A 21,111-nucleotide genomic window follows, 5' to 3' on the forward strand; every position below is an offset into this window, starting at 1 on the left:
AGAAACAATCATGAGAAACAGACGAGGAAGTTTGATTCTAGAAGCAGCGATCTCGGCGTTGCTGATGGTAACAGCAACCGTTGCCCTATTAAAATTGGCCAAGACCTCTTCTCAGCTAAGTCGAAGCTCCGATCAACGAGTTGCGTTGCAGCTAGCAACGGACAATGCAGCCGAGCGAATGAGCGTCATCCCATTTGACGAAATCGCTGGACAAACCGACAAAGTTGCCAAAACCGTTTCCGAAACGAGCGACTGCCAATGCGAGATAACATCGTATCCGTTCGAAGTCGGGGATCGCAATGGAATCCACCTGATCATGACAACCCGAATTTCCGACCGCATCTCGCGAACCCAGCATCGCTGGATATTGGACCGGCGGGAATTGGACCGGCGGGTGCTGGACCGATCCGAGCCAGAAACCCCAGAGGATACGGATGAATAAGTATCGAGGTTTAAGCGGTCGCCCCCGTTCGGGAATGACGATATTGGAAACGATGGCGGTCATGTCAATGTTTTTAATGTTCGCGATGATGGCGACTGGGATCCTGCGAGCGGTCACACAATTAGGAACGCGAACGGGTGAAGCAAGCCAAGTTCGCCGCAACGTGGTGCGGCTAGCGGATCGAATCCGGGCAGACGCTAGAATCGCTGATAAGATTGTCGCCGAAGCGGGAACGTTCCCCATGCAGATTCATTCAGGGGATGATCGCATGGACTATGAATGGGATCCACTCGCAACCGCGCTGCGCCGGTCGAAATTCCGATCGGGCAAACGGATCGAAGTGGATTCATACTCGTTACCTCCTAAAGAGTCATCGGGGCAGTCTTACGAAATCAAGATCGATGATCAAATTCTATCGATAGGTTTTCCGAGCGAAGAGCGAACCGCACGCTGGGTCATTGAATCGCCGATTGGTTCAGCCAGAAACTAGCGTTTTGTCACAACGAAGAATGAGGGCAAGGATCTTTCGTGGCAGTGACTTCCAGCGCAGCTTACGGGGCAAGATGCCCCAGCCACTCTTTTGCCAAGCCGAAAATCAAACGCTGACAAAGCCCTCGATCCGCTCTTCATGCCGCCCAACCGATCCGACCGGTCGGTATCCGGCCAACACCATCTGCGTCAACACCCTCGCCCCAGGCAAGCGTGAAACAATAGGCGGGTTATGACGAAAAGGCGGGATTTGTCCGGGTAGTCTGGCGATTCTTGATTTTTGCCGTATCTTTTCCTAGTCCAGTCGAGGGGCAACCGGTAAACTAGTTATCACCTACTTCGTGTTGGGTTTTAGGGACCCAAACCGTCTCGGCTGAACGTGCTTTGTCGAGTCGAAGTTGTTGTCTCCCGCAGTGAACCGTGTCGAAATTCACATTTGGACGTGGACGACTACGACTTAGTAGGTAAAAATACAGAACAGGCAATTTGAGCGCTGTGATCTCCCATTTCCCTCTCGTGACTTATCGAAGCTATGAATCTAACGACTGATCGTGGCCCGGCGTTTTCGCAGCCTCCATCTTATGGGGCTTCGGAGTTTTCCATGGCAGAACCTGCTGCCGGCTCGAGTTCGCCCGACCTAGTGGCTGCCCTGTGGCGATATCGCTGGGCAGTCGTGCTCGCTGGAATCGCTGGTGCGGTACTCGGCTTTTTGATCTTTTTGAAGTTGCCTGAAACGTTCGAATCCGCCACTCGATTGATGGTCGAATCGGATCAACCCGCGATTTTAGACTCCGCGACCGGTGATTTGGTCGGTGGTGTCCCGAGCATTGAGATACTGGAGTCCCAGCTATTCAGTGACCGAGTGGTCTCGATGGCATTTCAAGATCCACGAATGGTCCCGTTCCACGAGCAATTCCTGGGGAATCCAGGTGAGTTCATCAAGATGTCTCGCGAATCGCTGGAGTTGGAGTCCGAAATCACGGACGTCCGATCCGCTCAATCGTTGGTAGCCGTTTTGCGGTTCCAGCACACCGATCCTGAATTAGCCGAAGCGGCCGTCAAATCGTTTAGTGACGCGTTGCAGAAATTCTTTAATGAACGGCACCGAAGTTCGCGAGGCGACTTATTGCGTCTGATCTCGGTCGCGATCGAGCAGTTGCATCCAAAAATGTCCGAATTGGAACGCCAATACCGCGATTTCCGCCGTGATGCACCTTTGGTATGGAACACCGACGGCTCCGCGATCAACCCACACCGCGAACGACAATTGTTCCTGGTCGGTCGCCGCAGTGAGATGGTCGAGCAAATGCGACAAAAGGCAATCTTGTTGGCGTCCGTCGAATCGATTGCCAAACAGACCGAAGACCCACGTATTGCCCTCAACGTGATTGGCCAACTTTTCAACATTCGACTCGCCTTGCCTTATGACTCCGATAAAATCGCACAACATCTAGAGAGCGAAGATGATCAGTTGATGCAATTGCAAATTGACCAGCAGTTGATTCCTCTAATGATCGAACGCAACAAGATGGTCAGCGAGTTTGGGGCCGAGCATCCGACCGTCCGCCAGTTGGACAAAGAATTGTCGATGATGAAAGAAGAACTTGGCCGTATCGTCCGCGAACAGGTTGCTCGAATCATGACGATTCGCGAGGAGAATGCGATCGAGATTTCGGACCCGAAAGTCGAGGCCCGTTCCGCAATCGATGCGATTCTGATGGCGTCGAAAGCCGAGGTTCAATTGGTTGAAGACCAGATTGGACAACTGGAAAAACAGATTGAAGAAGAAAAGCAAGAAGCGATTAAGCTGGCGAAGTTCGAGCAAGATGACGCGGGGATGCTCCGAGAAATCGAACGCAACCATGAATTGATGAGCCAATTGGAAGAGCAAATGGCTCGTGTTTCACTGACCGAAGAGGGGGGTGGAACCCGCGTCATCGAACTGACCGCGCCTTCCATGGCTTACTTGATTAGCCCGATTATCTACAAGTGCCTCGGTATCGGCGTTTTCCTAGGTTTGGCGATGGGCTCCGGTTTGGCAATCCTTCTTGAGAAAAATGCCAATACATTCCGAGACCCTGAAGAGATCCAGGAGTTGTTGGGAGCACCGGTTCTGACCCATGTGCCCTTCTTCAAAGCCCGTCCAAAACGGATCAAACAGGGCGAAGAGGATCCATACAAGGATCTCGACACGTCGTTGGCGGTGCTCCACCATCCATCCTCGGTTGCTGCCGAAGCGGTCCGGTCAATGCGAACCGCACTGTTCTTTGATCTGGCAGGAATCCAAGGGGGTAAAGTGGTCCAAGTCACGAGCCCATTACCAGGTGATGGTAAGACCACCGTCGCAGGTAACTTGGCCGTCTCGATCGCGCAAAGCGGGAAACGAGTCCTCGCGATCGATTGTGACCTTCGCCGTCCACAATTGACCGATAATTTCGCGATGCAAGATCAGTTGGGATTGACCAACGTTCTCAATGGCGAATGTGATCCAAGTGACGCCAGTCACCAAACGCCTGTTGCAACGCTGCGGATCATGCCGAGTGGCCCCATCCCGGCGAACCCCGCCGAAGCTTTGACGTTACCCGAAATGGGCGAATTGCTTGAAATGCTTCGGGAACAATACGACTATGTTGTCGTCGATACACCCCCCTTGTTGGTCGTAACCGACCCTAGCATTACTGCCAGCATGGTTGATGGAGTGGTCCTCACGATTCGTGTGCGTCGGAAGAGCAAGCCAAATGCGAGAGAATCCGTAAATATTCTGCGGACGGTCGGTGCTCGAATACTGGGCATTGCAATCAACAATTCGGACGAATCCGGATCGAGCGATGGCTACAAGGGTTATGGGTACTATCGTTACGGCAGATACACAAACCGCTACCATCGTCGCAAGAAAGGAACTTACTATCGTCGAAACGGCAGGTCCAGTGCCGAGCCCATCGTTATCGAAGGACGGCAGTTTGGAGCACCTCGCGGCCCAGTCGCTGCAAAGGTCTCTCGCGGCGATGAATAAGAGTTTGACTCTGTTTCTCGAATCAGCTCGATGACGGATAGTCGTCTGATTCGCAGACATTTCACCTTGGGGGGGGTCTTGTCAAAGATCCATTGGGAGGAAACCATGAACGACGAACCTTCATTGGCACGATCCACCCTAACAGACATTTCCTACGAATTAACATTCATTAGTGACTTGGAGACGGAACCATACACTTTGTTGACCTTCCCTTGAATCTGAATGACTTCGATGCCTAGCACGCTATCTGACTCCGCGACCACCGCCGACGTGGATTCCTCACATAGTTTCAAAAAACTGTTTTCGCCCTGGGTATGGTTTTGGGGAGCTTTTGCACTCGTTTCTTTGCCGATGCTCGTTCCCTACTTTATTGGGATGTGGCGACTGGAGCACTACCAGTACTTTCCGTTTGTCTTTATTGTCGTCGGTGCGTTGGCCTATTCGCGGATTGACCGTGAAACGCCGATTCGAGGGCCACAATCATTGTCGCTATGGATTGTCTTGTTGGCTGCCGCTGGCTTGATCTGCTCCAGTTTGGTCTTTAGCTCGACTTGGTTCGCAGCCGTCGGTTTTGTGTTGATAGGAATTGCCTTTTTTGGCTCACAGGCGGGAACGGTCGACGAAACGCTGCTTGCGTTATCGGTCCCGCTGCTGATGCTGGTTCGATTGCCGGTCGGCTTAGACCAGATATTGATCAAGCAGTTGCAGGGCGTGACGACTCAATTAGCCAGTGTTTTGCTCGATGTGATCGGTGTGACGCACGCGGTTCAGGGCAATATCATTCAACTGGCTGGGCGTGAGCTGTTGGTGGCCGAAGCTTGCAGTGGTGTTCAGTCGGTATTCACGCTTGCGTTCCTGGCAAGTGTGATTATCGCCTACTTCCGACGGCGATTGTGGTTGCTGCCATTTTATGTGTTCATCTCACTCCTATTAGCGATTTTTGGAAACGTGATTCGAGTCACAACGGTCGCGGTTGCAGAGTATTTTTGGGGAATGGATCTAGCCAATGGCCTGGCCCACGACATGATTGGCTACATTGCCTTAGCGATCGCTGGCCTCTTATTGCTGTCGTTTGACCAACTTGTCATCACCATATTGCATCCCGCATCGGACTTTGGCGACGACATGTCGACCAACCCGTTTCTTCGCGTTTGGGATTACTTCGTTTCGGATTCCGATGCCCGCGTCGAATATTCGCGTGGTGCTTATTCGCAAGAGGCGGTTGGCTTGGAAACCCGGGATACCGAACAGGGGGTCTTTAGCTCCAAGAAACTTGAACCCTTCTTGCGAAACCGTGTTGTATGGGCATCGATGTTGGGCATCGCAGCCGTCTTGACCATTGGTGCAACGATTCGCGCTTCGAACGCCGCGATTGAAACGCCGATGGCTAGTTTGGTGAAGGATTTTATGATCTACGAACCGACCAGCCAATTGCTCGATGGTGAAGTAGGTGCGTTGAATTTCGTAGACCATCGGATTAGCCGGGGTGGATCCGATCCCAAACTCGGAAAAAACTCAGACGTTTGGACGTATGAATTTGACAACAACGAGGGCCAATTCGTCATTAGCCAAACCTATACCGGGTGGCATGAGTTGTGCGTATGCTACGAGAACATGGAGTGGAAGCTGATCGATCGGGAGGTTTGCGCTCCTTTGTCGACCGATGACGCTGACTTCATCGTCTCAGCGGTATCCGATCAAACCGCCGCTCCGATGGAGGCTGAACCGAATGCTGACGAATCGTATGTAACCGGCAAATTCAAACAAGAAAATGGAACGTACGGTTATTTGATTTTTGGTGCTGTCTTCAAGGATGGCACGATCTGCCCAGCTCCATCCAATTTGGGTGCCTATGGAGCACGGTTTCTCAGCCGGTTGGAACTCTATGGCGTCGTTGATCGACAAGAGCTTGTGATGGTCCAACTTTGGTTTGTTTCCCCACGAAAATTAGAACCCGAGCTCTTGGACAAACTGAAGATTGGTTTTGAAAAATCCAGACAGCATGTCGCCGACGCGATGGCCAGCAAAGCATCGGGTTCCTCGACCGCAATGTTGGAAGCGAGCAGGCAAACGGACAGCGAGCAGCTTGTTCTGAGCGAGCCGATGGCTGCAAAACCTTAGAGGATTCCGCTGAGGCTTCCAGCCTCAGTGCGAGACCGAGTGTGGCCAATAGCCACGGTCACAGAAACCAGCGCATAACAAAATCGCGGAGCGGTCCTCCTAATTTCCTTCCATCGATCGCTTTCCTCTTATTTCAAGCGAAGCAATCACTAGTTCCCTACGAGTAAGACGATGACATCTTTACGCTACCTCAACCCGCTCCAATGGGGCCGTTGGTTTGCTCAATTCGTACATGCTTGGGCAGTATCGATCCCCTGGGACAGCGCCCCCAAAGCGATTCCAGCATTACTGTTACTTCTCGTTCTGCTTGTGACGGGCGTGATTGCTTATTCCGACGGTAATCGTTGGCGCAGTAATCTGATGGGCAAACAATTCCGAACAGCTTGGGAAGCAGATGATTTCGAGACGGCTGAACTCATTCTGCGTCGTCAAATCAAAGATCGTCCCGATGATACTCAGTTGATGTTTCGGCTTGGACTGGCAATGCAAGAACAGGACAAGAAAGAGCAGACGACCGAATTGATGCGTCGGCTTGTGGCTTTACGAAAGCATGAACCCGCCGCGCGTTGGTTGCTGCAAAACGAGTACGTTGGCGGCAGTTGGAACGAGCTTGAAGTTTCCGCGCAAGACGAGCTAGGCGCCTTGTTGACGCTGTTGCACGAAGAAAATCCGAAAGACTTCAGCGTCAAAAGGTTGTATGCAGACTATTTGATTGCAACACACAAGGAAGAAGCGGCGATTCCAGTCCTTGCACAATTAGCGGCCGTTCAACCAATGCAAGGTTTGCGTGCTGCTGCAATCGCAAAGAACGCAGGGCAAGAAGGCGTCTCATCGCGATTGGCCGAACAAACACTGTCGGCGGTAAACAAGTTATACGAGGAAGAACCGACGAACGCCCGTATCGGTTTAGCAGCCGCCCAAAACCTATTGTTTCTCAATCGCCACAAGGAGTGCGTTGATACATTGTCGCTCGCTCTGAAACGTGCCAAGACACCCGAGGACGCACAAATGCTTCGCATCGCATTGGGCGACGCAATTGTTGCTTGGGTGACCTACATCGAAGAGAATCCAAACGCATCAAGAGATGACGATGACGGGCTAAAGTCGCTGCAGATGCTGCAGATGGCCCTACAGTTCGCTCCAAACAATCCTCGTGTTCTCACCCTCGTCGTCGATCGTGTGCTGAAAGCAGCGACGCAGGATAGCGAAGAAATAAATTTGATCCGAGAAGCGTTGGTTAAAGGCACATCACCAGGGATTGCGCACTTTATTCGAGGCACGGCCGCATTAGTGAATGGTGACAACGAGACGGCAGAGCGGCACTTGTCATTAGCCGTCGAAATGCTGCCACGCAGCGGAGCGATTTTGAACAACTTAGCTGTTGCCATGGCCACTCGCGAAGACGCCGATATGGAGAGAGCTTTAAAAATCTCGAACTCAGCGATCGAAAACACACCGAACGCGTCGCCCCACTTTTTCGAGACTCGTGGCCAAATCCTGGTCAAACTTGAACGCTACGATGAAGCAATTCCCGATTTAGAACGCGCCTTGGCGGTTGACACTCTAGCCGCCAATGCTCACGCTGCCCTTGCCAAATGCTACGACTCCATCGGTGAGAAAGAGATTGCTGAGCAGCACCGAGAAGCTGCCGAAGAAAGAAAAGCAGCTACGAAATAAGAGAAGCAACGAAACAAGAGCATAGGTCGCTTGGGCTAATTCAATGCGAGAGCAAACCATCGAACTGCGAGTTCGATACGACGAAGCCGACCCGATGGGGTTCGTTCATCACTCCAATTACTTGCGTTACTTTGAAATCGGACGCACGGAGTTGTTACGATCCGCGGGCGGATGCTATCGCGACATGGAGGCCGCTGGTCAATTGGTCGTGGTGGTCCGTGTCGATTGTCGTTACCGCAAACCAGCGATGTATGACGACTTGATCCAAGTCACGACACGAATTGACAAGGTGACGGCTGCGAAAATCATCCATCATTACAAGATCACGCGAGGCACCGATTCGATTGTCGATGCGATCGTCACGTTGGCGGTTGTCGACCGCAGCGGACGTTTGCAGCGCGTCCCCGAATCGCTCATTGACCTTTATGGTGAGACAGGCAACTGAAAGATCGGTTTGCTTGGCATCAGGTTCTACCGTAGGCTGTTACGAATTAGACCGTAGGCCGTTACGAAGGGCGGCAAAAACAACAGCCATAGATAGACATAGATATACGAGTGGTTTGACAGATTCAATGAATGAGGAAACCGCTCACTCCTATTGAAATGCCTAGGATTTTTTGCGGTCCAGGCCTGCTCAGCAATTTTCTACTTTCTCGGTCCTCCTGACCGCTGGTGACGCGTGATGACGCGTGTACAATGACACGGATTGCTATAGAAAATCCCATCTCGCCAAGCAAAAGAGGCAAGCATAATGAAGAAAATTGAAGCCATTGTCCGTCACTTTAAACTAGAAGACGTGAAAAACGCTTTAACCGACCAAGGCATTCACGGCATGACAGTAAGCGAAGTTCGCGGGTTTGGACGCCAGAAAGGCCATACCGAGATCTATCGTGGTACGGAATATGCGATCGATTTTGTGCCCAAAGTCAAGATTGAAGTGATTTGTGCGGACGATAATCTGCAGACGGTCATCGACACGATTTTGCAAACGGCTCAGACGGGCCAAATCGGTGACGGCAAGATTTTCGTGACGAACTTAGAAGATTCGATTCGCATTCGAACGGGCGAGCGTGGCGAAGACGCCATCTAGAATGTCCCAAAGCACCTTTCTTCGCGATGTCGTCCTCCGTTGCCGTGATCGGCTTTCGGATGGTCGCGCAAAAGCAAAGGCGCAGCATGATTCGGGGTCTCAAGGCATTCTGGTTTCGGCGCGTTTGGCCGACCTGTACGACGATATTGTCTTGGATGTTTGGAACGACGCGACCGAAGAATTCGCGAACGATAGTGCGATTGGCGGGATCGCGCTTGTCGCCCACGGCGGTTTTGGTCGTCGAGACCTCGCCCCCTATTCCGACGCCGATTTGATGCTCTTGACCACCCGGCAATCGGAACCATTGGCAAACAAGGTTGCTGCAAGTCTGACTCGAAATCTGGTCGATTCCGGTATCCAAACGGGATTCTCCATTCGGCTACCCAAGGAAGCATGTTCGCTAGCTTGGGCCGATCCGGTCATCTATTCCTCACTAACCGAATCGCGTTTGCTTGCCGGTAGCTTGCAGCTTTACAGCGTTTACTTTCATGCCCTTCGCCGCGGAGCGATGCGACGCGAAAAGCGTGTGATCGCGGATGTGATCGCTGCAAGAAGGGAAGAACGCAAAAAATGGGGCGACACCAACTACCTGCTTCGGCCCAATGTGAAACGATCGCGTGGTGGGTTACGAGACATTCAACTCATCCGCTGGATTGGGTTTGCTCTTTATGGAGAAACGGACCTGGAAAGGCTCGTAAAATTAGGTGGTCTTCCCGAGGAAGATTATCGGGTTCTCAGGCGGGCAGCGGAATTTCTTTTGAGGGTTCGCAACGAAATTCATTTTCGTGAAAAAAAGAGCCAAGACGTTCTTGATCGTACCATGCAATTGGATATTGCCAAAGCGTGGGGCTACCCCGGCGAAGAGGGTAAGTTGCCCGTCGAGCAGTTCATGCAGGACTATTTCGACAATACGCGAAACGTCCGCTATGCGTCTGGATTCTTTGCCGACGATGCGCGTACTCAACCGATGCTCCACCACGTACTCGAGCGTTCCCTGTCTCGAAAAATCTCGGAAAACATCCGAATGGGACGCAATCATATTTGGGTTCCAACCAAAGCGCTCGCCAAGTTTTCTTCGAGTCTTCCTGATGTCCTTCGCTTGATGTTCTTGGCGAATCAGCATCGGCGACGGATTTCTCATCAAACGTGGCAAGCGATTCGGTTGGCGATGCAGGAACGGCCTCAGTCGCTTCCGGACGCCGAATCGATTGGCGCGTTTCTATCGCTATTGTCCCAACCCGGTCATTTAGCGGAATTGCTTCGCCGGTTACACGAACTGAGAATCATCGAACAATTCATTCCCGCCTTCAAACGGACGCGTGGGTTACTTCAATTCAATGCCTACCATAAGTACACCGTCGATATCCATTGTATCCGTGCGGTGGAAGCAGCAACGGACCTGAATGATGACCCGTCGCCAATGGGGAATCGATACCGACGCTTGAATGACAAGGGACTACTGCACCTCGCCCTGCTGATTCACGATATCGGCAAAGGCTACGATGAAGACCATTGCGTCGTTGGCGCTCGCATCGCGTTGGAGACCGCCAAGCGACTCGGACTCGATCCCGCCTCGACCGAAACATTGCATTGGCTGGTTCTCAAGCACTTGATCGTCAACGTTGCTGCGTTCAGGCATGACCTGAGCGATCCTCAAATTGTCTTGGCGTTTGCGGCCGAAGTGGGATCGATTCGTCGCTTAGAGCTATTGATCGTTCATGCAGTTGCCGATTTGCAAGCGGTTGGACCGGATGTTCTAACGGATTGGAAAAGTAGCCTTATCGAAGACTTGTATCGGCGGACTCGGCGTTATTTTGATACGGGCAATTTGCCGGGTAGTGAAGACGATCCTGAGATTGAAAAAATACAATCGAGCGTGTATGAACGCCTCAAGGCGAAAAATGCTCCGGCGTCTTGCTTTGACTTGCTTAACAACATGCCTTTGTCATTGATGACGCGTAGTGAGCCCGAGCAGTTATCAGAACAACTTCGTTTGATTGCTGAGAAACTAGACAATCATCCTGGATCGATTTGTCTGGCGCAATACGACCCCTCTTTATCTGCGGTGCGCTATACCGTGGTTCGCAAAGAACCGAAACAATCGATCGGTACATTTGCACGTGCGACGGGAGCGTTTACGACAGCAGGTTTATCCATTTTGCGGGCCCAAATTGAAACCGTGGGGGATGAAATTGCTTGGGATGATTTTTGGGTGAACGATCCCGACCATCCCGATTGCCCCCCCACGAGCCGAATTATGGAGATTTGCCAAAGGGTCTGCGACTTGCTCGATTCTCCCGATCAGCCGATGCCTTCGCAGAAACGAAAATGGTCGAACAAGGTATTCGAAAGCCAAGAGGTCAACGTTTTGCCGACCAAGGTCACCTTTGACAACGACACGGTTGACCGATTCACAATTGTCTCGTTCTTTGCCTATGACGAAGTGGGCTTGCTCTATCGTGTCGCATCAGCATTTGTCGCATCCGAGGTTGTGTTGCACTTTGCCAAGATCGATACGCACTTGGACCAAGTAGCCGACGTGTTCTACATCTCCGATCGGGAAGGCAATAAAATCCTGGATGATGAGCGCAAAGCGAGTATCGAGCGAGCTTTGTTGTCTGCGACACAATGACTTGGTTGGTCAGTGCCCAATTAAAATTCGTTGACGCGGTCCTGGTACGGGGTCGCAGATTTTACCAGACAACCGACTGCTGACGCACACCCCTCACACCCTCCACCGGTCCCACATCCACTTCCATTCTCTGTACCGCAGTCGGGGCCACATCCGTCGCGTAGCAGTTTGGCAAAATGCTTGGTTCGGACGATCGATTCGTAGCGTTCGGTAACGTCGCGGGTGATCCGTTCGGCTACCGGATCCACGTTTCCAAGAAAGTGCATGACCAACGTCTCACCATCAAAAACCTGGTCCACTTCTAAGAGGACCGCAGACGATCCTGCCTCGGCCAGGGCCGCTTGGCAGGCTTCGACCGCATCGCGTTTGTGTCGCTCGAGACGCCGCAAGAGAAGCTCGTCCTGGTGGGTCGTCTTTCGCAGGATTTGGACCGTCGTCGCGGCTTCTCTCGATCGGCAGGGTGACACAATTTGGGCCAGCTCGATTCCTCGATAGGTACGAGCAATCACCCGATCATTGCGGCAAAATGCCGCATCGGCTTGGGCGACAAAAAGGTCCCCTAGCGATCCAATTCGTACAAAGTAGAGTCCCATGAAAAAAATCAATCGAAAGACGGCTTGCTGATTTGGCTGGTTAAGTCCACTATGGTATCGCAATTTGGATGTCTCGTGACGGGGCATCGCGAGCTAATCCGAGCTAAATTGCAAAGAATTTCGCTTCGAAACGATCCTGTGCCACTCGAAGCTATCTCCGAAAATGTCCAACGACCCGAGCCACAAGGCAGATAAACATGACGCTGACAGCGCCTCAAATCGGAATCGACACCTATCAAAAACTCGCCAACAATGTCCTCAACGGGCAATCGATCACACGCGAAGAAGCGTTGCTGATTCTCGATGCACCCGATGAACACGTTCCCGCAATCTTAGCCGCTGGCTTTGAAATTCGAAAACATCACTTCGGCCGCACCGTTCAACTGAATTTTCTGATGAGCGCCAAGAGCGGCCTTTGCCCCGAAGATTGCCATTACTGCAGCCAATCGAAAGTCTCCGAAGCTCCGGTTCCAAAATACAACATGCTCAAGCGGGACGACTTGATGAAGGCCGCCGAGCAAGCGGCTGAACAGGGAGCAAAGACCTACTGCTTGGTCATTTCCGCACGTGGCCCCAATGAACGTGAAATGGCGGCGGTCGAGGCGATCGTTCCCGAGATCAAGGAAAAGTATGGACTCGATATCTGTGCTTGCTTGGGACTCCTCAACAAAGAGCAAGCCGATCGCTTGAAGGCATGCGGAGTGAACCGCGTGAATCACAACTTAAATACGAGCGAAACGCATTATGCCGAAGTCTGTACGACCCATACCTACGCCGACCGTGTGCAAACGCTCAAGCATGTTCGTGCAGCGGGCATGGAAATGTGCAGCGGTGGAATTATCGGTATGGATGAACGATCGGAAGATGTCGTTTCAATGGCCTTCGATCTGCGAGAGCTAGGCGTCCAATCGATCCCACTGAACTTTCTCGAATCGATCGATGGCACCCCGTTTGAAGGCAAAGCCGCATTGACGCCGAACAAGTGCTTGAAAGCACTCGCCATGTTCCGATTCGTTGCTCCAGACCGTGAATTGCGAATCTCGGGTGGACGCGAGGTCCATCTGAGATCACTTCAACCACTCGGCTTGTACGTTGCCAATAGCATGTTCATCGGTGACTACTTGACGACCAAAGGGCAAGCCCCTGATGCGGATCGTCAAATGATCGAGGACCTCGGATTCGAAGTCACGATCAGCACGGACTAGAGATTCGTTAGAGGCGGTTGTTGGATGGCAAACACCCTTCGACGGATCATGCATAGCATTTTGACCTGTTCGGGAGTTAGCGGAGCACGGTTCGCAGCACTTTTCATCGCTGCGTCGAACCTGGCTTCGCTAAGCAGTAGACTGGCGGGCTGATCGACAGCCGCGTTCGATGCAATGAGGTGCAGCATCTTCTTGCCAGCTCGGTTGATTTGGTTGGCATCACACAATTCGGCCAAAAGGCTTTTCGGGCAATACTGCCGCCGCTTGTTCTCAATGTAGAAACGATAGCCTCCGATGCCCACCCCGATTAGCACAGCGACCGCGATCATCCAAAGGTAAGACGGCGCTACGCTGGTAGCGTTTTCTCGGAATTGCATGCTGATTTCAGCCATCCGTGTTTCCGCAACGATTGTGAATGCAAAGATCATAGTTTAGGCATGAAGGTTTAAGCATGAAGTGAAGGAACAGTAGAAGCTACTTTTGCAGGGTGGTTAAGCGTTTTTCGATCGCTTCGATTGCTGCGTCTCGAACGGGACACGGTGGCAGATTCGCCATTTCATTGAGTAGCTGAAGCGACACACGGCTCTCCGCATTCGCCATGACTTGACATGCCAAGACGCGAGCGTCTTGATGATCTTCGCGAGCAATTCGCTCGAAGGCATCACCTAACAAGTCGACGGTGGCCAAAGCATCTGCAGCCGAGATGGCTGCCAATCGTTTCTTTAACACGGGATGACGAAGCCCGTCACGAATTTTTCCAATCGCATCTCCGTCGACCATCATCACGATGCGTCCCATCGCTCGGCGGTGATCGACTGGTAAGCCTTGCAAACGCTCAAGCATCGGTTGGGCGTGCAAAGGTTCAAGGACGCGGCGAACCGCTCGTGCTAATCCCGTATTACTTCGATCAAGGAGATGGATCAAACGTTCAAGTAGGTCACTATCTGGATCGGAATCAATGGAAGCTCGATCTCCCGATGAGAGAATAATTGCCGCTCGCAGCCAAGTTTTTGCGGAAGGAACAGCGCAGCGATTGAGACCAGCGATCACCGCTGCGTCACATCCAGGACCGCCGAGTTCGACCGCCGCGACGAGCAAACGCAGGTATCCCAGCAGGTTCGTATGCGTTCGGTTGTAAACGTGAACCGCTGCCGCACGATGATCGGGACTGACTCGATCCATCAATGCCGCTCCGCCAACGCAGCAACGGGGCATTCCCATTTCTTGCAAATTTCTGAGCACGATCGACGCGGGATCCCGGCCAATCGTTCGCAGCAGCGCATCACGATAGATTTCGTCATCACGCTGAGCCATGATTTTAAAAATATAGGATGGAACATTCCGCTTGCGGATAAATCCCGTTAGCAATTCAACGATCGCAACTCGCTCGGTCGTTTGCAGCCTTTCGCCAATCAACTTGGCACTGGTAGATTTTGCTGATATCAGGTCTCTCAACTCAGCATCGTCCCAGGTACATAGAGTCAAGAACGCATCGACCAATTCGGCGTTTCGGTGCTTATCGTACCGCTTACATGAATCGGCAAGCGCCGCGACCAAGGCTGGGCGAATCTTTGAATTCATGCGTCCCACTCGCGCTTCGCGTCCGAGTTGATGGACCAATTCCAGTAGCGTTTTACTGGCGGATTCGCGAATAAGTTCCGATGGATGCGTTTCAATAATCGGAACCAATAAGTGAACGACCGAATGGAGCCCTAGCGACTCGGTCGCTGAAATGGCCAAAGGCAAGTCCTTTCCCCGCCCCTTGAGCGCCCGCTCAACGGCCGGTTCCAACCATTGCTTTCGCTTGCGGAGGATCCTGCGACAATCCAAATCCAACGAATCCCAGGCCGCCAACACAGCCTCGCAACAGCGTTTTTCTTGACGCTCGAGCAATGCACCCATTACGGATACGCGAATGACAGCATCCGAATCCGTTATCATCGATAGGAGCAAGTCCACCGCGGCCGTGTTGCTCGACTGAGCCAGACATTGGAAAGAGGGCGAAAGAACTTGCATGAAGCCGTTCCAAAAAGAACAGAGAAAACAGACACTTATTTGAAAGGACGAGGAAAACTTAGCTCACATACGAACACAATTCCGAGCTTGCTTTTCGGATTCCGGAGCCGATGCCATACGTCCCCCCCCTGAAAACCAGCACAACCGGACTCATTCGCACAATGCGAATGCTTTTTCACCACTTGATTTTAAACTTGGCAACACAGTGGCTGGGGCATCTTGCCACCGTAAGCTGCGGCTGGAAGCCACTGCCACGAAAAACACAGTGGCTGGGGCATCTTGCCCCAGCAAGCTGCGGCTGGAAGCCACTGCCACGAAAAACACAGTGGCTGGGGCATCTTGACCCAGCAAGCTGCGGCTGGAAGCCACTGCCACGAAAAACACAGTGGCTGGGGCATCTTGACCCAGCAAGCTGCGGCTGGAAGCCACTGCCACGAAAAACACAGTGGCTGGGGCATCTTGCCCCAGCAAGCTGCGGCTGGAAGCCACTGCCACGAAAACACAGTGGCTGGGGCATCTTGCCCCAGCAAGCTGCGGCTGGAAGCCACTGCCACGAAAACACAGTGGCTGGGGCATCTTGCCCCAGCAAGCTGCGGCTGGAAGCCACTGCCACGAAAAACACAGTGGCTGGGGCATCTTGCCCCAGCAAGCTGCGGCTGGAAGCCACAGCCACGAAAGATGCTTACCCTCGTTCTCCGTTGTGACAAAACACGAGTGCTCGGTCGAACAGATGCTCGCCGCTTTCAAAAGATTCTTAACGTCGTTAAGCTAATGCCCAGCGGCTAATCCTAACATCGAATTTCGTTGAAGCACTCGCATAGAGCGTAAGTTTTTTGATGTTGCGTTTTGGCTTCGACGGCACGATGGGCATCGACTGCGGGGAGGCTTCAGAACTCCGAGGGAAGCAGCCCCGGGGTTACGGTGAACGTTTCGCTGTTCATCCTAATTGGAATGACAGGAACATCAGGCCGAAACCTGTCACCCCTCTCGGCACTTGGAACACTGGCTTGTTTCGTTCGTCGAACGATTGCTTTGGGGCTCGTGCTGACATCGCTACGCAACTATTGACCACCTTATCCCTTCACCCAAGTTATCCGTGTCCATGCCTACTGAAGAACAAATTCTTGTCATTCCTGAATCATTCATTCTGTCGATCGGGACGATTGATGGCTTTGAATCGGATGTTGACCGATTCCTGAAGCCTATATTGGCCAGCGACCAATTGTCGTTCCGGCCGCGATCGGCAATGGAAATCGATCCGGGGTTCAAACAGTTGATTCCGTATGTCCTATTGGAGTGGACCGATCCCAATGGGATGATCAAGCTATTCACGTATACTCGTGGAGGTGGCGGGGGAGAAAAACGGCTACACGCCAAACGCAGCGTCGGTATCGGCGGTCATATCAGCGACGAGGATGCCGCCATGGGTGCCGACGCCTACACAACCGGAATGCACCGCGAAATTGCTGAAGAGATCCAGCTCAAATCTTCGTACCACGAAACCACCGAAGGATTGCTTTATGATCCATCGAACGATGTCGGCAAGGTTCATCTCGGCGTGGTCCATCGCTTCGTACTCTCGACACCTGACGTCAAGAGTAATGAAGCCGACTTAGCCGATGGCGGTTTCGTTAGCATTGACGAACTCAGAGCCGACATGGAACGTCTTGAAACGTGGAGTCAAATCGCCATCCAAGCTTTGTACCGATAGAAATCGTCAAAAGTCTTGGCGACGTTTGTCGCTCTGCTCTCCGAACGGAGCGACACGGTGGTGAAGTCGTCTTGCGGCCTCCATTACTTCCGGGTGGTTGACCCCTTGGCGGCAACTTCCGATGTAGGAACGACGCCGAGAAAGCTCATCAAGTCGCTAATTTCTTGAGTGCTCAACTCGTCGAGTAACCCGGTCGGCATAATACTCGAGTTGCTTGGCAACACTTGATCGACTTGCCGTTCTTCGGCTCGAGCGACTCGATTGTTGCTGTCACGGATAAGCACGGTGCCATCTGCATCGGTCGTCACGATTCCGATGTAAGAGCTTCCATCAAGCATCTTTACTTTCTTGCTTGAGAATTTCTCAGGCACCAGATGTCCGGGATACAAGATCGATTCGACGATCTCACGTTTGGTATAACGCCGCCCAATCGCGGTCAAATTTGGGCCAATTGAATTGCCTTCGCGTCCACTGCGGTGGCACTGGCTACAGTTTGCTTTGTTAAAGATCGCAAGACCATTGGTCGGATCCCCTTGGCGACCACGATCACTTTCCAGGTAGGCAACCAAGTGGTCCAAGTCCCAGCGAGATTCGTCGGTGTTGGGAAGATCCGCAACCGGGCGATCGGGATAGGTTTTCGCGTACCACTTTTGCCAAGGAGCCATCGATATTTTGGCATCACTCGGTCGCTGCAGACCGGTCCAATGCTCAAGCAATTGTTCAACACCTTCAAACGACTTGCCGTTTGCTTCGGCGCGGAGACCTAGCAGAATCAGCTGCCGAATCGCCATCGGATCATCCGTTGCAATGGAAACCGTCTTGAGGGCCTTCACCACCTCGTCGGCTGCATCACCCTCAAGAATGTTTAGGCTGCGAACTAAATAATCCCAATTCTCGCCGTCGGGTTGCTGCGCCAAAGCCATTGCAATAATCTGCCGACGTTCTGGTTCACTTCGCCAACCCGATCGCAAGTATTCGGCGGACGTCTTCTCGGTCGATGTCGACAACATAGCCGTGATACCTGTTCGGAGTCGCCGTTCCACGTCGCTATTGGTTGGGTCGTCGACGAGTTTTTCGTCCAACTCAATCAACAACGCTGCGGTATCAGCATCGACAGGACGAGGTAACTTGTAGATGGCAGCCAAGGCAGCATTTCGCCAAACGGACCCTTGCTCCAAAATCGCTCGCACATCGTCATCGGACAATGACTTCGCAAAATCGCGAGTCACATCGGCCAAGTACAACGGTAACGCACCTTCGGCAGACGCATTCGCCGTGTTCTCGTAATACTTCAAAATTCGGAAACGCTGTTCCGCGTTCCAGTCGTTTTCAAAAAATTGCAAACACATCGCCACCAGAGACCGGTCAGCAACCGATGCATCGGACTCAATGAAGTCGAGTGCCCGATCGGCGAGTTGGTTGGCTTGCAAGTAGGCTGCCAAACGAATCAATTGATGGTTCATCCGGTTTTCACCTGCAGGAAACTCTTCGGCGATTTGAGACGCCAAAGGTTTGACCTTGGCGGGATCAATCTTGCCACGATGCAAAGCGACTTGGCAAACGCGAAGCGTATCGACAAAGTCAGCGTCGCTCAAAAAGTCGGTCATCATTTCACTGGTTTTCGCCAGCACCAACATCGCGTTAGCTTCGGTGGGGTCGGCATTCATCAACGCCAACATGCCTTGTAAAGCAATTCGCGTGTCGTTGGTTCGTAGCACCTCATCACGCCAAAGGTGCAGATGCATCCGCTCGAGGACTCGTCGAGCAGTAAACGACAAGATCCGATCGTCGGATGAGAGCAGTTCCAATACTGGATCGACGCTATCGGGAACATTGCCACTGCGTAACATTGCTTCGCATACCGCCCGCTGAACCTTGGGGTCTTGGTCAGTCAACATCTCGGTCAACCGTTGCGCGGTATTGGGACCTGGGTGAATCCCCATCGCGATTGCGGCTCTCGCTCGCACGGCCTCGTTCGCAGCACGGCTAAGCTCATGCAGCAATTCCTCGCTAGGAACCGGTCCAAACAATTCCATTAAGTCGAGTGCGCGGGTACGGTAATGAGGCGGGTTATCGTCACTATACGCAACGCCGGCAACCAATTGTCCCCATTGATCGCCAAGTTCTCGTTTAATCGATGCCACCTCTTGCCGTGTCCAAGCCGAACCGACTTGTGGTTGGCGAACGGCTGCCGCGATACCGGTGCCGAGATTTTTCATTCGATCGGGGATCTCGCCCTTGTAAACGACCCGGTAAACGCCGCCCGAGGTACCGCGGCCACCGGTACTAAAGTACAACGCTCCATCGGGGCCGACTTCCATATCCGTGACATTCAGTGGTTGTCCCTTTAAAAACACTTCACTGTCGGCAATGAATCCGGCACCACGTTCTTTTAGCCGTACATTCAAGATACGGCCATTTGCCCAATCGGCAAAGAACATGGTGTTTTGGTAGCGGACCGGAAACATGTAATGGTCATAGCAAGCCGCTCCCGTTGGACTACCACGACCGGTGTCGAGCAAGTTCGGCAATCGATCGAAATAGTGTTCGGGCCACTTCGACCATCCACCACGCCACCCAAACTCAGCACCTTCCGTAACGTCAAAGATGGCGGTCGGACGATACCATGGCGTGCCGATATCCGATTCCATATCGGAATCGTGGATCATCAATCGGCCCGACGAATGAAACGCCAAATCGTAAGCATTGCGAATACCACCTGCGACCCGCTCGACGACGGATCCATCGATGTCGGTACGGATGATCGTACCGCCTGGTGCTTTGGCATTCGCTTCTTGACCCGTTGGATCGTCGTATCGAGGCAGTAGGTCGCCCTCATAAAAATCGCGGTAGGTTTCCGCTGGACCGCTCTTGCCCATCGCTTCGACTTGGTTGCCCAAGACGACGTAGATCATGCCATCGGGACCGAGCGTTAAACCGTGGGGACCATACTCACCTGCATTCCCTTTGAACTTCACGATCGCTTTGACTTTTTCGAGCGATCCGTTACGGTCGTTATCCGATAGACGATACAAGGCCAACCCTTCGGGGCCTTCACCCGTCACAAAGACCTCGCCATTGAGCGCCAAAATTCCTTGGCATGATTTAACCTTATCACAATACGTCTTGACTTTCTCAGGAACGCCATCTTCGTCGCGATCAAAGACCAGAAGTAGTGGCCCGTTCTCTTGCGACAAGATGATATGCCCAAATTCGTTGAACGCCATTGCTATCACAGAGCCAATCTGCTCGTCTTTCAAGACACGTTGGACACCGAATCCCTTTTGGATTTGGAATCGTTCGCGTTGGTCCGTCTGCGTTGCCACTTCCACATTCTCGTCAACATCCCAAGGAGCGGTATCGCCCAACACACCAAACGATGACGCAGTGCCCCACAAATGATCGTTGTAGAGCGACGTTTGCCACATCGAATCCTCTTCATTGCTTACTTTCCAAGAGGGATCGCTGCTGAAGGTGTACCATTGGTCGCTGCCGTCGGGTAACACCGAGACACGGGCTACCAAGGCGGCTTTGTTGCCGTGGGTATTGCGAACGCGAACGGCGACGGTGTTTCGTCCAATTGCCAAATAATCGGTAATGTCGTAATCGTCCATTTGCCGCGATGATTGACCCGACCCAATTTGGTTTCCGTTGACATACAGTTCGTATTCATCGTCGGCGGCAATTTCGATATGCCCTTCCGCGCGAACTTTTAGGTTAAGCGGCTTTCGAAAGAAGCACGTTTCGCCAACGGGGATTTCAGTCTGAGGCGTTGTATTGGCTCCCCAAATCCATTGGGCTTCATCCGCCGAGACGGCTGAAACCAGAGGACCGAAAAGCAAGCCGAGAAACGCCAGCGTTAAACATTTGATCGACGTCGATCGCATGTTGGTACACAGCAACAGAGATAAAGAAGGGGCATTGAAGCCGCCGCAAGGATAGCCTTCCATGGCAAATTCATCGGTTTTTACGAGGGACGGTCGGGTAACATCTACCGAAAACAGTTGGCAGGGTAGAAGGGTTTAATTCTCAACGCAATAGCGATTTTTTATTCATTTCAGCAGCTCAGCAGCCCGGACGCACCCTCAAAAAGCTCCGCGACACGCTGCTTCCGATACGGAT

The 21,111-nt window shown here is 52.5% G+C and carries 14 protein-coding genes; 10 read left to right on the forward strand and 4 right to left on the reverse strand.

Features of this window, described 5'->3' with window-relative positions:
- Positions 1-10: 10 nt before the first annotated feature.
- The 8 genes from Q31b_RS20540 to glnD all read left to right on the forward strand — a co-directional run bounded on the left by Q31b_RS20540 (position 11) and on the right by glnD (position 11,464).
- Entirely contained in the window at positions 11-442 is a 432-nt protein-coding gene (locus tag Q31b_RS20540) for a hypothetical protein (protein ID WP_146601544.1), read from the forward strand.
- The gene (locus Q31b_RS20545; protein WP_146601545.1) at positions 435-932 is read left to right on the forward strand and encodes a PulJ/GspJ family protein; all 498 of its coding nucleotides are present in this window, start codon (positions 435-437) and stop codon (positions 930-932) included. Before Q31b_RS20540 ends, Q31b_RS20545 begins: the two co-directional genes overlap by 8 nt.
- A 600-nt stretch (positions 933-1,532) precedes the next feature.
- Positions 1,533-3,944 carry a polysaccharide biosynthesis tyrosine autokinase gene (locus Q31b_RS20550; protein WP_146601546.1) on the forward strand — a complete coding sequence of 804 codons (2,412 nt, stop codon included), beginning with the start codon at positions 1,533-1,535 and terminating at the stop codon, positions 3,942-3,944.
- A 222-nt stretch (positions 3,945-4,166) separates the two neighbouring features.
- On the forward strand, positions 4,167-6,065 hold the full coding sequence (xrtU, locus tag Q31b_RS20555; protein WP_146601547.1) for an exosortase U: 1,899 nt from the start codon (positions 4,167-4,169) through the stop codon (positions 6,063-6,065).
- A gap of 171 nt (positions 6,066-6,236) precedes the next feature.
- Entirely contained in the window at positions 6,237-7,742 is a 1,506-nt protein-coding gene (locus tag Q31b_RS20560; protein WP_146601548.1) for a tetratricopeptide repeat protein, read from the forward strand.
- A 43-nt stretch (positions 7,743-7,785) separates the two neighbouring features.
- Complete coding sequence (locus Q31b_RS20565) at positions 7,786-8,187, forward strand: acyl-CoA thioesterase (RefSeq protein ID WP_146601549.1); 402 nt, start codon at positions 7,786-7,788, stop codon at positions 8,185-8,187.
- Positions 8,188-8,493: 306 nt separating this feature from the next.
- Positions 8,494-8,832: a P-II family nitrogen regulator gene (locus tag Q31b_RS20570; protein ID WP_146601550.1), complete on the forward strand. Its 339-nt coding sequence runs from the start codon at positions 8,494-8,496 to the stop codon at positions 8,830-8,832.
- 1 nt (position 8,833) lies between these two features.
- The gene (glnD, locus tag Q31b_RS20575; RefSeq protein ID WP_146601551.1) at positions 8,834-11,464 is read left to right on the forward strand and encodes a [protein-PII] uridylyltransferase; all 2,631 of its coding nucleotides are present in this window, start codon (positions 8,834-8,836) and stop codon (positions 11,462-11,464) included.
- Between the two features lie 20 nt (positions 11,465-11,484).
- Here the strand turns inward: glnD and Q31b_RS20580 are convergent, their stop codons facing one another.
- Positions 11,485-12,057 carry a hypothetical protein gene (locus Q31b_RS20580; protein ID WP_146601552.1) on the reverse strand — a complete coding sequence of 191 codons (573 nt, stop codon included), beginning with the start codon at positions 12,055-12,057 and terminating at the stop codon, positions 11,485-11,487.
- A 197-nt stretch (positions 12,058-12,254) separates the two neighbouring features.
- On the opposite strand from Q31b_RS20580, the gene bioB reads away from it, so the two are divergent.
- On the forward strand, positions 12,255-13,262 hold the full coding sequence (gene bioB / locus Q31b_RS20585; protein WP_146601553.1) for a biotin synthase BioB: 1,008 nt from the start codon (positions 12,255-12,257) through the stop codon (positions 13,260-13,262).
- Here the strand turns inward: bioB and Q31b_RS20590 are convergent.
- Positions 13,259-13,690, reverse strand: coding sequence for a hypothetical protein (locus Q31b_RS20590; protein WP_146601554.1), 432 nt, complete (start codon positions 13,688-13,690; stop codon positions 13,259-13,261). The two genes, bioB and Q31b_RS20590, sit on opposite strands and share 4 nt — an antisense overlap.
- Before the next feature lie 46 nt (positions 13,691-13,736).
- Positions 13,737-15,278, reverse strand: a complete 1,542-nt coding sequence (locus Q31b_RS20595; RefSeq protein WP_146601555.1) for a hypothetical protein — start codon at positions 15,276-15,278, stop codon at positions 13,737-13,739.
- 1,102 nt (positions 15,279-16,380) lie between these two features.
- Here Q31b_RS20595 and Q31b_RS20600 point away from each other — a divergent pair.
- The gene (locus Q31b_RS20600) at positions 16,381-16,989 is read left to right on the forward strand and encodes a phosphoesterase (protein WP_146601556.1); all 609 of its coding nucleotides are present in this window, start codon (positions 16,381-16,383) and stop codon (positions 16,987-16,989) included.
- 83 nt (positions 16,990-17,072) lie between these two features.
- Here the strand turns inward: Q31b_RS20600 and Q31b_RS20605 are convergent, their stop codons facing one another.
- On the reverse strand, positions 17,073-20,939 hold the full coding sequence (locus Q31b_RS20605) for a DUF7133 domain-containing protein (protein WP_231617727.1): 3,867 nt from the start codon (positions 20,937-20,939) through the stop codon (positions 17,073-17,075).
- Between the last annotated feature and the right edge of the window lie 172 nt (positions 20,940-21,111).

It is taken from the genome of Novipirellula aureliae (assembly GCF_007860185.1).
GTDB lineage: Bacteria > Planctomycetota > Planctomycetia > Pirellulales > Pirellulaceae > Novipirellula_A > Novipirellula_A aureliae.

Coding starts and splice junctions, on each gene's coding strand:
- Q31b_RS20595 (WP_146601555.1), bottom strand. CDS start 15,278: ATGCAAGTTCTTTCGCCCTCTTTCCAATGTCTGGCTCAGTCGAGCAAC.
- bioB (WP_146601553.1), top strand. CDS start 12,255: ATGACGCTGACAGCGCCTCAAATCGGAATCGACACCTATCAAAAACTC.
- Q31b_RS20560 (WP_146601548.1), top strand. CDS start 6,237: ATGACATCTTTACGCTACCTCAACCCGCTCCAATGGGGCCGTTGGTTT.
- Q31b_RS20540 (WP_146601544.1), top strand. CDS start 11: ATGAGAAACAGACGAGGAAGTTTGATTCTAGAAGCAGCGATCTCGGCG.
- Q31b_RS20570 (WP_146601550.1), top strand. CDS start 8,494: ATGAAGAAAATTGAAGCCATTGTCCGTCACTTTAAACTAGAAGACGTG.
- Q31b_RS20590 (WP_146601554.1), bottom strand. CDS start 13,690: ATGATCTTTGCATTCACAATCGTTGCGGAAACACGGATGGCTGAAATC.
- Q31b_RS20580 (WP_146601552.1), bottom strand. CDS start 12,057: ATGGGACTCTACTTTGTACGAATTGGATCGCTAGGGGACCTTTTTGTC.
- Q31b_RS20565 (WP_146601549.1), top strand. CDS start 7,786: ATGCGAGAGCAAACCATCGAACTGCGAGTTCGATACGACGAAGCCGAC.
- Q31b_RS20545 (WP_146601545.1), top strand. CDS start 435: ATGAATAAGTATCGAGGTTTAAGCGGTCGCCCCCGTTCGGGAATGACG.
- Q31b_RS20605 (WP_231617727.1), bottom strand. CDS start 20,939: ATGGAAGGCTATCCTTGCGGCGGCTTCAATGCCCCTTCTTTATCTCTG.
- xrtU (WP_146601547.1), top strand. CDS start 4,167: ATGACTTCGATGCCTAGCACGCTATCTGACTCCGCGACCACCGCCGAC.
- Q31b_RS20600 (WP_146601556.1), top strand. CDS start 16,381: ATGCCTACTGAAGAACAAATTCTTGTCATTCCTGAATCATTCATTCTG.
- Q31b_RS20550 (WP_146601546.1), top strand. CDS start 1,533: ATGGCAGAACCTGCTGCCGGCTCGAGTTCGCCCGACCTAGTGGCTGCC.
- glnD (WP_146601551.1), top strand. CDS start 8,834: ATGTCCCAAAGCACCTTTCTTCGCGATGTCGTCCTCCGTTGCCGTGAT.